The sequence below is a fragment of the Gordonia sp. (in: high G+C Gram-positive bacteria) genome, from assembly GCF_049299075.1.
In the GTDB taxonomy this organism is placed as follows: domain Bacteria; phylum Actinomycetota; class Actinomycetes; order Mycobacteriales; family Mycobacteriaceae; genus Gordonia.
On the sequence record NZ_JBAQWU010000388.1, the window covers coordinates 1 to 14,859 of the forward strand.

14 protein-coding genes and 1 pseudogene are annotated in these 14,859 nt (G+C 68.1%); 10 read left to right on the forward strand and 5 right to left on the reverse strand.

The genetic code is table 11. The features are described 5' to 3' along the window. Positions 1 to 212, forward strand: a pseudogene (locus WAW85_RS12340) (peptidyl-tRNA hydrolase); the annotation flags it as partial. 121 nt (positions 213 to 333) lie between these two features. On the opposite strand, the gene WAW85_RS12345 reads toward WAW85_RS12340, so the two are convergent. Then, complete coding sequence (locus tag WAW85_RS12345; RefSeq protein WP_422559902.1) at positions 334 to 1,332, reverse strand: LLM class flavin-dependent oxidoreductase; 999 nt, start codon at positions 1,330 to 1,332, stop codon at positions 334 to 336. Positions 1,333 to 1,414: 82 nt separating this feature from the next. Here WAW85_RS12345 and WAW85_RS12350 point away from each other — a divergent pair, with 82 nt between their 5' ends. The 5 genes from WAW85_RS12350 (at position 1,415) to WAW85_RS12370 (ending at position 6,263) form a co-directional block, all read left to right on the forward strand. Further along, entirely contained in the window at positions 1,415 to 2,248 is an 834-nt protein-coding gene (locus WAW85_RS12350) for an ABC transporter ATP-binding protein (RefSeq protein WP_422559903.1), read from the forward strand. 62 nt (positions 2,249 to 2,310) lie between these two features. Next, complete coding sequence (locus WAW85_RS12355; protein WP_422559904.1) at positions 2,311 to 3,135, forward strand: NUDIX hydrolase; 825 nt, start codon at positions 2,311 to 2,313, stop codon at positions 3,133 to 3,135. Positions 3,136 to 3,236: 101 nt separating this feature from the next. Further along, complete coding sequence (locus WAW85_RS12360) at positions 3,237 to 4,025, forward strand: enoyl-CoA hydratase/isomerase family protein (RefSeq protein ID WP_422559905.1); 789 nt, start codon at positions 3,237 to 3,239, stop codon at positions 4,023 to 4,025. Positions 4,026 to 4,037: 12 nt separating this feature from the next. Then, positions 4,038 to 5,033 carry a class I SAM-dependent methyltransferase gene (locus WAW85_RS12365; protein WP_422559906.1) on the forward strand — a complete coding sequence of 332 codons (996 nt, stop codon included), beginning with the start codon at positions 4,038 to 4,040 and terminating at the stop codon, positions 5,031 to 5,033. A gap of 6 nt (positions 5,034 to 5,039) precedes the next feature. Continuing rightward, on the forward strand, positions 5,040 to 6,263 hold the full coding sequence (locus WAW85_RS12370; protein WP_422559907.1) for a THUMP-like domain-containing protein: 1,224 nt from the start codon (positions 5,040 to 5,042) through the stop codon (positions 6,261 to 6,263). 121 nt (positions 6,264 to 6,384) lie between these two features. Here the strand turns inward: WAW85_RS12370 and WAW85_RS12375 are convergent, their stop codons facing one another. After that, positions 6,385 to 7,704: a PQQ-binding-like beta-propeller repeat protein gene (locus WAW85_RS12375; protein ID WP_422559908.1), complete on the reverse strand. Its 1,320-nt coding sequence runs from the start codon at positions 7,702 to 7,704 to the stop codon at positions 6,385 to 6,387. A 79-nt stretch (positions 7,705 to 7,783) separates the two neighbouring features. Here WAW85_RS12375 and WAW85_RS12380 point away from each other — a divergent pair, with 79 nt between their 5' ends. After that, positions 7,784 to 8,548: an acyltransferase gene (locus WAW85_RS12380; RefSeq protein WP_422559909.1), complete on the forward strand. Its 765-nt coding sequence runs from the start codon at positions 7,784 to 7,786 to the stop codon at positions 8,546 to 8,548. A gap of 102 nt (positions 8,549 to 8,650) precedes the next feature. Here the strand turns inward: WAW85_RS12380 and WAW85_RS12385 are convergent, their stop codons facing one another. From WAW85_RS12385 to WAW85_RS12395, 3 genes are read right to left on the reverse strand one after another with little or no spacing between them, the layout of a single operon-like run. Beyond that, positions 8,651 to 9,970, reverse strand: a complete 1,320-nt coding sequence (locus WAW85_RS12385; RefSeq protein WP_422559910.1) for a glycosyltransferase family 4 protein — start codon at positions 9,968 to 9,970, stop codon at positions 8,651 to 8,653. After that, positions 9,967 to 11,523, reverse strand: a complete 1,557-nt coding sequence (locus tag WAW85_RS12390) for a 1,4-alpha-glucan branching protein domain-containing protein (protein ID WP_422559911.1) — start codon at positions 11,521 to 11,523, stop codon at positions 9,967 to 9,969. Before WAW85_RS12390 ends, WAW85_RS12385 begins: the two co-directional genes overlap by 4 nt. Beyond that, positions 11,520 to 12,350: a class I SAM-dependent methyltransferase gene (locus tag WAW85_RS12395; RefSeq protein WP_422559912.1), complete on the reverse strand. Its 831-nt coding sequence runs from the start codon at positions 12,348 to 12,350 to the stop codon at positions 11,520 to 11,522. The genes WAW85_RS12390 and WAW85_RS12395 overlap by 4 nt, the downstream gene beginning before the upstream one ends. Before the next feature lie 158 nt (positions 12,351 to 12,508). Between WAW85_RS12395 and WAW85_RS12400 the strand changes: the two genes are divergently transcribed. From WAW85_RS12400 to WAW85_RS12410, 3 genes are all read left to right on the forward strand, one after another. Then, on the forward strand, positions 12,509 to 13,294 hold the full coding sequence (locus tag WAW85_RS12400) for an electron transfer flavoprotein subunit beta/FixA family protein (RefSeq protein ID WP_422559913.1): 786 nt from the start codon (positions 12,509 to 12,511) through the stop codon (positions 13,292 to 13,294). Between the two features lie 39 nt (positions 13,295 to 13,333). Further along, entirely contained in the window at positions 13,334 to 14,290 is a 957-nt protein-coding gene (locus WAW85_RS12405) for an electron transfer flavoprotein subunit alpha/FixB family protein (RefSeq protein ID WP_422559914.1), read from the forward strand. A gap of 179 nt (positions 14,291 to 14,469) precedes the next feature. Then, on the forward strand, positions 14,470 to 14,859 hold a 390-nt coding region (locus WAW85_RS12410; RefSeq protein ID WP_422559915.1), incomplete at its 3' end, for a GNAT family N-acetyltransferase.

Genomic DNA, 14,859 nt, shown 5'->3' on the forward strand with positions numbered 1-14,859 from the left:
CGTCGATGCTCGGGGTGCGGCTGGTGCCGCTGGGTCAGGTGGACCCCTGGTATGCCGACGGCTGCCCGCTGGTGGTGCGGCAGGCCGGCCTGCCACGTTGGGCCCGGTTGCTCACCGCGTCCGGGGAGGGGCGCGCCGTCGCCGTCCGTGACGCTGGCTACACCGAGGTCGCGCCCGGGTCATGCACGGTGATCGCCGACTGGGTCGACTGACCCGGACTTCGCGCGACGCGGTGCGCGCATCGTCGTCGAACGCCGGAACTCGCCGCTCGTCTCGGTCTGGCCCCCTCGATCGACGGGGCGAGCCGGAGACCATGGTGCTCGGTGACCCGAATCAGGGGGCGGGAGCGGGCGCGAGTGCACGGGCGGTGCCGGACCACACCTCACGGTCGTAGGCCATCGGGGCCAGCATCAGTTCGTCGGCGCGGGCGAAGTCGGCGAACTCGGACAGCTCACGCCGCACCTGCTCCGGGGTGCCGACCGCCGCGTACCGGACCATCTCGTCCACCTGGCGTCCGACGGGGCCGTCGAGCAGCTCGTCGAGTTGGTCGTCGGTCAGGTCGCGGCCACGGCCGAAGAGGAACTTGGCGCGCTGGCGTTTGGTGATCGTCAACTGGTCGTGCGCGCGCTCGGGATCGTCGTCGGCGATGACGCCCACCGCGGCGATGACGTATGGCTCGGAGAGGCCGGTTGCCGTCTGGGCGGGCCGGAACTCGTTGCGGTACAGCTCGATCGCTTGTTCCAGTGCGGCCGGGGCGAAGTGCGACGCAAAGGCGTAGGGCAGTCCAAGGTAGGCGGCCAGCTGTGCGCCGAACAGCGACGACCCGAGGATGTACAGGGGCACGTCGGTACCGGCCCCTGGGGTCGCGACGACGCCGGATTCGGTCGGGATACCGCGCAGGTACTGCTGCAGCTCGACCACGTCGCGGGGAAAGGCGTCGGAGGCGGCGGGGCTGCGCCGGAGTGCGGCGAAGGTTGCTTGGTCGCCGCCGGGTGCTCGCCCCAGACCCAGGTCGATGCGACCGGGATAGAGCTCGGCGAGGGTGCCGAACTGCTCGGCGATGGCCAGCGGGGAGTGATTGGGCAGCATGACGCCGCCGGCGCCCAGGCGGATGCGCGAGGTTTCCGCGCCCATCCGGGCGATCAGCACAGCGGGCGCCGCCGAGGCGATCGCGCGCATATTGTGGTGCTCGGCATACCAGAGGCGCTCGTAGCCGCCAGCATCGGCGAGCTTCGCGAGCTCGACCGACTGCGCCAGCGCATCCCGGACAGTTTCGCCGGGACCCACCTGGGCCAGGTCGAGAAGGGACAGGGGGAGGTTGACGGTGCTCACTTCCGATGCAACCGGTCGCCTCGGTCGCGGTATTCCCGCGGGCCTCCCCGACGGTGAGCTGGCTTCGGTGCATCATGGAGGCGTGAGTGAACCGCAGACCGATCCGGACCTGATCCTCGACTTCGCCAGCGTCACGCTGACGCGCGGCGGCAAGACTCTCGTCGGCCCGGTGGACTGGCAGGTGGAACTGGACGAGCGCTGGGTGATCATCGGTCCCAACGGGGCTGGCAAGACGTCGCTGCTGCGGATGGCCGGAGCCTTGGAACATCCGACCTCAGGGAGCGCCTTTGTCCTCGGAGAACGGCTGGGGCGCACCGACATTCGCGATCTGACCACGCGCATCGGCCTGGTTAGTTCGGCGTTGGCCGCGCGGATCCCCGACCACGAAATCGTCTCCGATCTGGTGGTCTCTGCTGGCTACTCGGTCCTCGGGCGCTGGCGCGAAGAGTACGATCGCTTCGACCGAGACCGGGCCGCCGATGTGCTGGAGTCGATGGGCGCCGAGCATCTGGCCGACCGCCGGTTCGGCACGCTGTCGGAGGGTGAACGCAAGCGTGTCCTCATCGCCCGCGGGCTGATGACAGACCCGGAGCTGCTGTTGCTCGACGAACCCGCCGCCGGGCTGGATCTGGGTGGCCGCGAGGAACTCGTCGACCGGCTTGGTGCGCTGGCCGCCGATCCGGAAGCCCCGGCGATGGTGCTAATTACCCACCACGTCGAAGAAGTACCGCCCGGCTTCACCAACGCCATGCTGTTGTCCGAAGGACACGTCACGGCGCAGGGGCCGCTCGCCACCACCTTGACGGCGGAGAACCTGACCACCACCTTCCGGCAGTCCATCGCCCTCGCCAACGACGACGGGCGGTATTTTGCGCGCCGCGCCCGGCAGGCCGGTGGGCACCGACGGGCGCAGTGAGAGACAGGCGCAGGGAGAGACAGGCCGATGGGGGCCGAAGCGACGCGGGTTACAGTCGGATGATGAGTGTCGAGCAGCCCGTCGATGTCGCGCCCTTGCGTGATGCGTCCACTGTCGTGCTGGTGCGTGACGGCGACCGCGGCATCGAAGTCTTTCTCCAGCACCGAGTCCAGCAGATGGCATTCGCCGGCGGCATGACGGTGTTTCCCGGCGGCGGCGTCGACGACCGTGACCGGGACGCGCAGATCCGCTGGGTCGGTCCGGACGTGCACTGGTGGGCCGCGCAACTCGCCACCGACGTCGAGACCGGCCGCGCGTTGGTCTCGGCCGCAGTCCGCGAGACCTTCGAAGAATGCGGGGTGCTGCTGGCCGGGACCGCCGACGCGGTGTGCCCCGATCCGTCGATCTTTCACGACGAGCGCGCTCGGCTGGTGAGTAAGGATCTTTCCTTCGCCGAGTTCCTCAACCAGAACGATCTGGTGTTGCGCACCGATCTGCTGGGGCCGATGGCCCACTGGATCACCCCGAAGAATGAGAAGCGCCGCTACGACACGAGGTTTTTCCTCGCCTCGCTGCCTGCGGGGCAAGCCGCCGACGGCGCCACCACCGAGGCCGAAGCCGCCGAATGGCAGACCGCCCACGACGCCCTCGACGACTGGACGGCGGGCCGCCGCTTCCTGCTGCCGCCGACGTGGACCCAGTTGCGCGACCTCGCGCGCTTCCACACCGTCGCCGACGTGCTGGCCGCGCCGCGGACAATCACGCCGATCGAGCCGGAGGTGTCCGATGGGCAGGGCATCCTGGGTCTGGGCTTCACCGACTCGGCCTACTACCTCGCCGCGCTCGCCGACGGCCGCCTGGACCGGCTGCGCGACGCGGCGAACTGAGCGTCCGGTTTCGGCTCGGGGCACGCCCCTCGGCCGTCGGACGCGCTATACCGCGGCAGGTGCGGTTGGGCGGCGGACCGCGGACCCGGTAGCCTGCACTCATGCCTGAATTCGTCACCTTGGAGACCGCGGCGGACCACCCCGGGGTCGGCACCATCAAGCTTCATCGCCCCCCGATGAACGCGCTGAACCGACAGGTGCAGGACGAGCTGGTCGCTGCGGCCCACGAAGCCAATATGCGGGACGACATCAAGGCCGTCGTCGTCTACGGCGGCCCGAAGGTATTCGCGGCTGGCGCCGACATCAAAGAAATGGTCGACATGTCGGCCGCCGACATGACCAAGGTCGCCCGCACCCTGCAGCGGGGCCTGGGGGCGATCTCGGAGATCACCAAGCCGACCGTCGCGGCAATCACCGGTTACGCCCTCGGCGGCGGACTAGAAGTTGCACTCGGCGCGGATCGCCGGATTGCCGGCGACAACGCCAAGCTCGGCGTGCCGGAAATCCTGCTCGGCGTGATCCCCGGCGGTGGCGGTACGCAGCGCCTCGCCCGGCTGGTCGGCCCGGCGCGGGCCAAGGACATGGTCTTCACCGGCCGGTTCGTCGGCGCGGAGGAAGCCCTGGCGATCGGTCTGGTCGACGAGGTCGTCGCACCGGATGAGGTCTACAACGCCGCACTCGCCTGGGCAGGCAAGTTCGCCGGCGGCGCCGCGGTGGCGCTGGCTGCCGCGAAGGCCGCGATCGACGAGGGACTGGACACGGATCTGGAAACTGGGCTGAAAATCGAGGCGCACTTGTTCGCCTCGCTGTTCGCCACCGACGACCGTGCGATCGGCATGGCGTCATTCATCGAGAACGGCCCGGGCAAGGCCGAATTCACCGGAAAGTAGCAGCACCCGCATATGACCTCCATCGACGAAACCCCGACCGCTGAGCCGGGTGATCTGGACCCCAAGCCCAACCCGCACGCCACCGCCGCGCAGGTAGAGGCCGCACTGTCGGACACCAAGCTGGCCCAGGTGCTGTACCACGATTGGGAAGCCGAGAGCTACGACGATAAGTGGTCCATCTCCTTCGATGAGCGCTGTATCGACTACGCGCGCGGTCGCCTGGACCGGATCGTGCCTGACGCCCCGCTGCCCTACGAGCGGGCCATGGAACTGGGCTGCGGCACCGGCTTCTTCCTGCTGAACCTGATGCAGTCGGGGGTAGCCACCAAGGGCTCAGTCACCGACCTGTCGCCGGGAATGGTGAAGGTCGCGCTGCGCAACGCGCAGGGCCTCGGGCTCGACGTCGACGGTCGCGTCGCCGACGCGGAAAAGATCCCGTACGACGACAACACCTTCGACCTGGTCGTCGGCCACGCCGTCCTGCACCACATCCCGGACGTCGAGCAGGCGTTGCGCGAAGTGCTGCGCGTGCTCAAACCGGGCGGCCGCTTCGTCTTCGCCGGCGAGCCGTCCACTCTGGGGGACTTCTACGCCCGGTGGATGAGCCGTGCCACCTGGTGGGCGACCACCAACCTCACCAAGTTCGGCGCGCTGGCGTCTTGGCGGCGACCGCAGGCAGAACTCGACGAGTCCTCTCGCGCGGCCGCGCTGGAGGCCGTCGTCGACATCCACACCTTCTCGCCGAAGGATCTCGAGGCGCTTTCCACCAGCGCCGGTGCGGTGCAGGTGGAGTCGGCGAGCGAGGAACTGGCCGCTGCCATGCTCGGCTGGCCGGTGCGCACGTTCGAGGCCGCGGTGCCCGGCGACAAGCTGGGCTTCGGCTGGGCCCGTTTCGCGTTCGGCGGCTGGAAGCGGATGACCTGGCTCGACGACAACGTCCTGACCAAGGTGGTGCCACCGCAGTTCTTTTACAACGTGCTGATCACGGGTGTGAAGCCGGAAGCCTGACCGCGCGTGACCTACGACCTCAGCGAAGGCGATGTCGCCTTTCTGCGATCGCGCTACGGAAGCAAGGCACTTGAGTTCGCCGCCGAACTGCAGGTGACCCCGTCGACGCTGGTCGCTGATCTCGGGCAGCTCCGGGCGCGCTACCCGGAGCACTTCGCCGCCGTCGCTGAGGTCACCGCGGCGCGTCGTCGTGCGGTGGGCAAGCTGCGTTACGCCGATCAACTGCTTGCCGACGACGATGCCGTCCAACAGGCGACTGCCGCGCCGGTCGCCGCGCTGCGCGCCGCCGACATCGCCAGCCTCCACCACGGCGCGCTGGTGCACGACGTCACCTGCTCGATCGGCGCCGAACTGACGGCGCTGGCTGCCGAGCCGGGGATCGGCGGAGTGATCGGCTCGGACCTCGATCACATCCGGCTGGCGATGGCCCAACATAATCTGTCGGTCGCCGGTGGGACAGGGCCGCGGCCGACGCTGCTGCGCGCAGATGCGCTGACCGTGACGTCGACCGCCGATCTGGTGATCGCCGACCCGGGCCGACGCAACACCCGCGGCCGCGTTTTCGGGATCGACCAACTTGATCCGCCACTGCTGGAATTGCTGTCGGTCTACGCTGGCCGCGCACTGGCCGTCAAATGCTCACCGGGCCTGGACTACCGGAATCTGCGGACCCGGTTCGGTTTCGACGGGCAGGTGCAGGTGGTGTCGCTCGACGGCGGGGTGCGTGAGGCGTGCCTGTGGACCGAGGTGCCCGGGCTGCCGGAGAACCGCGCCAGCGTGCTGCGCACAATGTCCGACGGCCGCCCACGCCTCTACGAGGTCACCTCCGGCGATCCTGACGCCCTCGACGACCCCGGGGTGGACGAGTGGATCATCGATCCGGACGGGGCAGTGGTGCGGTCCGGGCTGGTGCGCCAATACGCTCACCGGCACGGGCTGCGTCAACTCGATCCGCAGATCGCCTACCTGACCGGCGACCACGTGCCGGTCGGTGAACGCGGGTTTCGCATCCTCGAACAGTTGCCGGTGACCGAGAAGGTGTTGCGCGGCGCGCTCGCGGCCCGCAAGTGCGGCAGCCTGGAAATCCTGGTCCGCGGCCTGGACATCGATCCAGACCGGCTGCGAAAGAAGCTGAAGCTCAAGGGAGCTGAACCCTATGCGCTGGTGATGACCCGGATCGGCCGCCAGGGCGTGGCGTTCCTCTGCGAGCCCGGCATCCGCGCCACCTGATTCACGCCCGTCCCTGCCCGCTCCCGGAGCTCGTCACGTGCTCCCTGAGCTTGTCCCTCGCTCCCTGAGCTTGTCCCTCGCTCCCTGAGCTTGCCTCTTGCTCCCTGAGCTTGTCGAAGGGTCAGTTCGGGCTGAAGTAGAAGACCTCGCCAGCATTCGTGGCGGTGGTGACATTACCCCCGGACGAGATGACGACTCCGGTGGTGAATCCGGTCGCGCCGGGCAGTTCCAGGGTGCGCTTGACCGAGCCGTCGGCGGTGGAGACCTCAACCAGACTCAGTGCACTCCCGGCGTCGCTAGCCCGGACGACGGCCCAGGCGGTGTCGGTGCCGGTCTGCGCGGCCAGGCTGACGACTTTCACGTCGGTGTTCTTGGCGACCTGCTCGGCCTTGCTGCCGGTATCGCGCAGGACGGTCAACGGGCTAGCGAGATCGCCGGTCGGGATCAGCACGCCGTCGGGGGAGACCGACAGCGAGGCGAAGCCGACGCCGCCGAGGTCGTAGTTCCAGCGCGGGGCGCCGTCGTCGGCGTTGAACGCGTAGAGGCGTCCGTCGCGGCCGAACGCGTACACGGTCGCCCCGTCGACGGACAGCGATGGCGCACCCATCATGCCGCCGCCGACCTCGGCGGTCCACTGCTCGCGGACGCTGCGCTCGCCGTCGGTCGCGGAGTATCCCATCGCGGACAGGCGGCCGCCGGTCGTGCCGACCGGCGTGAAGTTCAGGAAGAAACGCGCGCGCGAGGTGTCCACGGCGGGCGGGGCGGAGACACCGCACAGCGGGCCGCCGGTGGCGCAGTCGGCGAAACCGAAACGCGGGTCGTCGGGCTTCGCATCGGCGCGTAGCCGTACCTCAGGGGCGAGCGAATCGCCGGTCTGCGCGTTGAGCAGCAGCACTTGACCCTGGGAGGTGACCGTCAGGATCTGGCCAGGCCCGGCGAACTTCGCCGACATCGGGACGCCGACCGTTCCGGCCCGCCAGCGAATATTGCCGCCACCGTTGAAGGCCAGAAAGACCCCGGCCTCACCGATGAACGGCTGTCCGTTCTGGTCGAAGGCCAACGTGTTGCCGTTGGTGGCGAAGGCCATCTTCTTGCACCACTGCTTACGGCCACTGACCGAGTCGAAAAGGAAGGTATTGCAGCCGTCCGAGGTGGCGGTCGTGACTCCCACTTCGCCGTGCGCGTTCACCGAGAGGGCACTGGTGATCGCGCCACCGGCGTGCCGCGACCAGGTGAGCTTCAGGTTTTGCGCCGCCGTGACCGGGGTCCAGTTCGTATTGCCGCCGGTACCGCCGAACTGCGGCCAGCCGGCCGCGGGGATGGAACGCACCTCGCGGTGGCCGTCTGAGCACGACGTCACCAGCAGGCCGACAATGGCGGCGAGCACAAGGGCAGCGAACAAGTGTCGCCGTGATCGGGGTGCTCGCACTGCCTGCCGCATGGGGGATGGGTGCCTTTCCACATGTCCAATGTCCGGCCACGACTCTATCGTGTTGGGCGAGCTACTAGGGTTTGTGGTCATGACCACCATGTGGAACGCGTCGTACCGGTCGCGCTGGCGCGCCGGCCTGCGGCGCCGCGACCCCGACCAGGTTCGCTTCGTGACGATGGACTCGCTGCGCTGGATCAAGCGCAACAAGGCGTGGACGCCCTGGTACCTGGTCCGCTACTACCGACTGGCGCGCTTTAGGCTGGCCAACCCGCACATCGTGCTGCGCGGCATGGTCTTCCTCGGCAAGAACGTCGAGATCCACGCCACGCCGGAGATGGCCCGCATGGAGATCGGGCGCTGGGTGCATATCGGCGACGGCAACTCGATCCGCTGCCACGAGGGCAGCCTGCGGATCGGCGACAAGGCCGTCTTCGGGTGCAACAACGTGGTCAACGCCTACCTCGACATCGAGATCGGCGGCTCCACACTGATTGCCGACTGGTGCTACATCTGCGACTTCGACCACGTGACCGAGCACATCGGCATTCCGATCAAAGATCAGGGCATCGTCAAGGGTCCGCTGCGGATCGGTCCGGATACCTGGGTCGCCGCCAAGGTCACGGTGTTGCGTAACACGATCGTCGGCCGCGGTTGCGTGCTGGGCGCGCACGCCGTCGCCCGCGGAGTGATCCCGGACTATTCGATCGCCGTCGGTTCGCCAGCGCGCGTGGTGAAGAACCGGCAGCAAGCGTGGGAGGCCAGCGCGGCCGAGCGCGCCGAACTCGAACGCGCCCTGGCCGACATCGAACGCAAGAAAGCCCAGGCTGACGCCAGAGCAGGCTCCGCTGACTGATCCTTCCGGCCAACGGCTTCGGTTCCGCCCTATCGCGCAACCGTAGGCCTGAACTAATTGTGTTGGCCGGAACGGATTGTCTGAGCGTGTGGGACCGGTGCGTTACGCGGTGATTGGGTTGGCGGGATCGCGGTCGGGGAGTGGGCGCTCCGGGATCTCCGGGCGGGCCAGCGGTCGGTGCTCTCGACGCTGGGCCACTGCATACACCGCGTCAGTGCGTTCGGCGATCACCGGCCAGGTGAACTCCTCGGTGAGTACGGCCCGGGCCCGCCGCGCGCGTGCCGCGGCAGCGTGCTTATCGTCGAGCGTCGCACACACCGCGTGGGTCAACCCGTTGATGTCGGCGGGCGCAAACGTGACGCCGGTCTCGCCGTCGTGCACGGCCTCGCCCAGACCGCCCGCGGTCGACGTGATCAGGGGGATCCCCGAGGCCGCAGCTTCCAGTGCGACGATGCCGAACGGCTCGTACCGGCTGGGCAACACGATCGCCGTACAGCGCTGCATCAACGTCACCAGGCCGTCGTGATCCTGCCGCCCGGCGAAGGTCACCGCCCGGGTGACCTTGTACTCGGCGGCCAATTCGGTCAGCCAGGCCAGTTGGGTGCCTTCCCCGGCAATGGTCAGCCTGGTCCCCGGGTGCGCGCGGCGGATCGCCGGCAGCGCCTCGAGCACATCCTGGACGCCCTTCTCGTACTCCAGCCGGCCGGCGAAGAGCAGCTCGGGAGCGCCGAGCCGCTTCGGCCGGTCCGCGAACTCCCATGCGGTCAGGTCGATCCCGTTGTGGATGACGGTGATCGGCGCGAGAGAGTCTGACCCCGGTCCGCTCGTCGAGAAGAGTTCGCTGACCTCCTCGCGCATCGACGACGAACAGGTGATCAGGGCATCGGCAGAATTGGCCAGCCACCACTCGACCGAATGCACCTGGCGGTTCATCCGCCCGGCGACCCAGCCGCTGTGCCGACCTGCCTCGGTGGCATGCAACGTGGCGATCAACGGGACATCGAAGAAGTCGGCCAGGGCGATCGCCGGATGCGCGACGAGCCAATCGTGCGCATGCACCACATCAGGCCGCCAGCGGTCCGCGCCGCCCAAGTGGCGCAGGCCGGCGCGAATAAAACCGTGGCCCATCGCCAGCGTCCACGCCATCATGTCGACGCCGAACTCAAACTCTGGCGGATCCTCGGCGACGGCCACGACCCGAACGCCGTTGACGACGGTGTCGGTGGTCGGGTGGGTCGATCCGTCAGTGCCGGACGGCTGCCGGGTCAGCACCGTCACCTCGATCCCTTGTGCGGCAAGTGCTTCCGCTAACTGGTGCACGTGCCGACCCAAACCACCGACAACCACCGGCGGATACTCCCACGACACCATCAATACTCGATGGCGTGCCGTCGAGGTCGGCGGCTCCGGGCGGACCTTCATTTCTCGCTCCAGTCTCGGGTCGGCAACCGTCGGGCGTCGAGCGCGCCGAACAGATTGTCCGCGCGCCGCCAGCCCGCCGCCAGGCTGGCGGCGCGCGCGTCACGTCCAGCATCGGAGGCGGTGCAGATTTCGCGGGTGGCGTGCGCATGCTTGTATGCGCGGTCCTGCGCGTACCCGGCGGCAGTGTCCTTGGAGACCATGAACGGCCAGTCCGACTGCACTGTCATCAGCGTCTCGCGGAGAATCTGATCGGCGGTCAGATCACGCGGGTCGGCCCCGGGATCGGCCGACCCGTGAGCGGGGAGCCGCTTGTCCAGGCTGTCCAGGGCGGTATCGGTGACCTCGCGGTTGAGCTGCACCAGGTGCGCCACCTGCGGGCCCTCCCAGACGCGCCAGTCTTTACCCGAACCCCAGGAGGAGTCGGCCAATTCCACCGGATCGCCGACGTAGCCGTCGCGGCGGGCGGTGGCCAGCGTACCGACGGTGATCCCGGCTTCGGGTAGGCGCCGCAGCACGCGTTCGAGCCAGATCGGGCCCTCGTGCCACCAGTGCCCGAAGAGTTCGGTATCGAAGGCCGCGACCACCAGGGCGTCGCGCCCCAAGCGTGCCGACTCGTCGATCAGCCGCTGCCGAATGCAGGCGACGAAGTCGTCGACGTGGGTGTCGATCGCCGCGTCGACCAGCGTCGGATCGTACGGCTTTTTGGCTGCCGGTGGCACGCTTTTGCCGGTCACCCGGAACGGCTTGAAACCGGTCTGGTGATCGTAGGTGTGGAAGTCACGGTAGGCTCCGTGCCCGGGATATCCGGACTTGGGTGACCACACGCGGTAGCTGACGGTGAGATCCCGGCCGAAGGCCACGACGTCGCTGTCGGCCACCGGGCGGCCCAGTGCAGTGTCGCCGTGCAGGGTCGGGCCGTCCACCATGAAGTGCGAGACCCCCGCGTCGCGGTACAGCGACTCCATGCCCGGCGTGTAGGCGCACTCCGGCGCCCAGATTCCGGACGGTCTTGTGCCCCAACGTAATTGGGCGTCAGCGAGTCCCTCGTGCAGGGAGAATTCGCGCAGGCGTGGATCGAGCAGCGGCTGGAAGGGGTGGGCCAGTGGGCCGCCGAGGAGTTCCATGACGCTGGTCGAGAGCAGATCGCGGATGGCCGGGCTGCCGCCGTGCTGCCAGTGCTGGGCGAAGTCGTCGAGCGCGGCTGCGGCAGCGCGGTATTCGCGGTGGCCGCTGGCGCGTCGGTCGGGATCGTCGTCGATCGCCGCCTCCATGGCGCGCAGCTGCCAGTCGGCGAGCCACTCGTACATGCCGGCCACCGCGGCTGGATCGTCCAGTTGTGCGGCGAGGACCGGCGTGATGCCGAGGGAGAGCTGATCGGTGTAGCCGTCGTCGGCCAGGCGGCGCAGGATGCGCTGCAGTGGTAGGTAGCAGTGCGCCCACGACTGGTACAGCCATTCCTCGCCGACGGGCCAGCGGCCGTGGTTGATCAGCCACGGCAGGTGGGAGTGCAGGACCAGCGTGAACTGGCCCGGTACGCGCTCGGCTGCGCTCACGCCACATCCCGGCGCGCGGCGACCGCGAGCAGGTCCAGGCTCGTATCGATGTCGCGGTCGGCGGCCTCGACGATCTCGAAGTCTGCTGCGGTGATGCCAGCGATGTCACCGATCAGCTCGGCGGGCCATTCTTCGCCGGCCAGCGCGCGCTGGATCTGCGCGTCGATCAGGGACCCGCCCCACTTGGCATCCAGCTCGCGCAGTCGTGGCCCGTGGAACACCCCGAACATCGTCGTCAGCGCGAAACCGCCAGCGGTCAGCAGGTCGATCAGCTCAGCCGCATTCAGTTCACGGGTGTGGAACGGGTTGAGCGGGGTGTCCAGCCCGGGGGAGAAGGTGACCCGGTTCGGCGTGCTCATCAGCAGTTCGCCGCCACCGCGCAATACCCGATGACATTCGGTGACGAACCCGGGCTGGTCCCACAGATGCTCGATCACCTGGAAGTTCACCACCGTGTCCACGCTGGCATTGGTGAGGGGAAGGTCGATCAGGTTGCCCTGGTGAATGGTCACCTCGGGGTATCGACGGCGGGTGTGTTCGACGGCCTGCTCGTCGTAGTCCACGCAGACCACGCTCGCCGCTGCGGTCGCTAACATGGCCGCGCCGTAACCCTCGCCGGAGCCAGCCTCGAGTACCTGTCGATCTGCGGTCCGGGCCACAATGAACTCGTAGGCGATCTCGTGACGGCGGAACCAGTAGTTCTCGGCCGGGATACCCGGGACCGTACGCTCACCGGTCAGGGCCAGCTGTTGGTCCAGGCTGAGAGGGTCCAGGCTGGGGGAACCCCGGCGGGGTGAAGAATCGGTCACCGTTCGAGCGTATGGCATTACGGTCCGGTGCCTGGCCACGAGTGTGAGTAAGGCGACCCTGCTCAACTGGCGAACCCCTGTATACGGCCGCGTAGCGAACGGTTAGAGTATTCAGCGACCCATGGCCTTACCGCTGGTAAGTCGCCGAAACCGATGCAGGAGGTCGACGTAGACCCATGACGAACGTTGTAGTTCTGATCAAGCACGTGCCGGATTACACCGCCGAGTGGAAGCTGTCCGACGACGATTACACGCTCGATCGCGGTGCCGTGGACGGCATCATCGATGAGATCAATGAGCGCGCCGTTGAGCAGGCGCTCCAGATCACCGAGGCCAATGGTGGCGAGGTCACCATCATGAGTGCCGGTCCGGAGAAGACGGCCGACGCCATCCGTAAAGCGCTGTCGATGGGTGCCGATAAGGCCATCCACATCCAGGACGATGCGATTCACGGCAGCGATGCGGTGCAGACCGCCTACCTGCTAGCCACCGCCCTGGGTACGGTTGACGGCGTCGAGCTGGTCATCGCCGGTAACGAGTCGAGCGACGGCCGCGCCGGAGCAGTGCCAGCCATGATCGCCGAGTACCTGGACCTGCCGCACGTCACCCACCTGCGCAAGCTCGAGGTCAGCGGCGACTCCCTGACCGGTGAGCGCGAGACGGACGACGGCATCTACACCGTGGAGGCTTCGCTGCCCGCCATCGTCTCGGTCAACGAGAAGATCAACGAGCCGCGGTTCCCGTCCTTCAAGGGCATCATGGCCGCCAAGAAGAAGGTCCCGACGGTCCTCACCGTTGCCGAGCTCGGCATCGAGGACGGCGTCGTGGGCGGCGGGAACTCCGGCAGCAGCGTCACCGGCGTGACCCCGAAGCCTCCGCGCTCGGCGGGTGAGCGGATCACCGACGAGGGTGACGGCGGCGTGAAGGTCGTCGAGTACCTGGCCGGCCAGAAGATCATCTGATCCCCACCCGAGCAAGCAAAGACATTCAGGAGATAAATCATGGCTGAAGTACTCGTGCTCGTTGAGCAGGATGCCGACGGTGGGCTGAAGAAGGTCACCTCTGAACTGATCACCGCTGCCCGCGCGTTGGGCACCCCATCGGCGGTCGTCATCGCCGGCCCGGGCAAGGCAGACGGCGTGCTCGCCGGTCTCGCCGACGCCGGTGCCGACAAAATCTATGTTGCCGAGTCCGACGACGTCGTCAACTATCTGGTGAGCCCGAAGGTCGATGTGCTCGCCAGCCTGGCTGAGGAGAACGGCGCGGCCGCCGTGCTCGTCGCCGCCAACGCCGAGGGCAAAGAGATCGCCGGTCGGCTGGCCGTGCGCCTGGGCTCGGGCCTGCTCGTCGACGTCATCGATGTCACCGAGGGCTCGGCGGCCGTGCAGTCGGTCCGCGGCGGCGCCTTTACTGTCACCTCGCAGGCCGGTGGCGATACCGCAGTGATCAGCGTCCGTCCGGGCGCGGTCGAGGCGGCCCCGGCTGCCGGTGCGGGAACCCGCGTTGATGTTGCCGTCCCGGAGCAGGCCGAGAACGCCGTCAAGGTGACCGGTTTCGCGCCGAATGTCGGTGGCGACCGTCCGGAACTGACTGAGGCGTCGATCGTCGTCTCCGGTGGCCGCGGTGTCGGCTCGGCGGAGAAGTTCGAGGTCGTCGAGGCACTGGCCGACTCGCTCGGTGCCGCCGTCGGCGCGTCGCGCGCCGCCGTCGACTCGGGCTACTACCCGGGCCAGTTCCAGGTTGGTCAGACCGGCAAGACTGTGTCGCCGCAGCTGTACATCGCGCTGGGCATCTCCGGCGCTATCCAGCACCGCGCGGGCATGCAGACCAGTAAGACGATCGTGGCCGTCAACAAGGACGAAGAAGCCCCGATCTTCGAGATCAGCGACTTCGGTGTGGTCGGCGACTTGTTCGACGTCGCCCCGCAGCTGACCGAAGAGGTCAACAAGCGCAAGTAGTCCCTCTACGGGCCTTCGCTCTCAGCGCCCCCGCAGCCGGAACCGGCAGCGGGGGCGCTTGTGCTTTGTCAGCGGTGCGCTTGTCGGAAAAGTGTGACAAGCGTCCGTTCACCGAGTTGGTTCGCGGCCGTCACCTCGCGGTGGCTAACGCGTCGCCCTGGGCGCCAACCATTCGAGGCATGACGGTAACCCCGATTCCCAGTTCCCCAATTCACAGTTCACTGACCGCCTCGCCTACGCGCCGCGTGCTGCTGCGCGCTGGTGACTACGACGTGGTGGCGACTGAACACCCCGCCGATATCCGCGCCGCCCAGCGCCTGCGCTACTCGGTCTTCCGCGCCGAGCCCGGCTACTCCAATGCGATCGGCGACGACGATTCCGAGCTGGACGCCGATCGTTTCGACGACTTCTGCGATCACCTGCTGATCCGCCACCTGCCCACCGGGCGCCTGGCCGGGTGCGCGCGGGTGCTCCCGCCGTCGCGCGCCATCGCGGCGGGTGGCTGGTACTCGTCGACCGAGTTCGACCTCACCGACCTCGCCACCATCGCGCCGGAGACGGTGGAGATG

Coding starts and splice junctions, on each gene's coding strand:
- WAW85_RS12380 (WP_422559909.1), top strand. CDS start 7,784: ATGACCACCATGTGGAACGCGTCGTACCGGTCGCGCTGGCGCGCCGGC.
- WAW85_RS12395 (WP_422559912.1), bottom strand. CDS start 12,350: ATGCCATACGCTCGAACGGTGACCGATTCTTCACCCCGCCGGGGTTCC.
- WAW85_RS12400 (WP_422559913.1), top strand. CDS start 12,509: ATGACGAACGTTGTAGTTCTGATCAAGCACGTGCCGGATTACACCGCC.
- WAW85_RS12365 (WP_422559906.1), top strand. CDS start 4,038: ATGACCTCCATCGACGAAACCCCGACCGCTGAGCCGGGTGATCTGGAC.
- WAW85_RS12405 (WP_422559914.1), top strand. CDS start 13,334: ATGGCTGAAGTACTCGTGCTCGTTGAGCAGGATGCCGACGGTGGGCTG.
- WAW85_RS12375 (WP_422559908.1), bottom strand. CDS start 7,704: ATGCGGCAGGCAGTGCGAGCACCCCGATCACGGCGACACTTGTTCGCT.
- WAW85_RS12385 (WP_422559910.1), bottom strand. CDS start 9,970: ATGAAGGTCCGCCCGGAGCCGCCGACCTCGACGGCACGCCATCGAGTA.
- WAW85_RS12360 (WP_422559905.1), top strand. CDS start 3,237: ATGCCTGAATTCGTCACCTTGGAGACCGCGGCGGACCACCCCGGGGTC.
- WAW85_RS12355 (WP_422559904.1), top strand. CDS start 2,311: ATGAGTGTCGAGCAGCCCGTCGATGTCGCGCCCTTGCGTGATGCGTCC.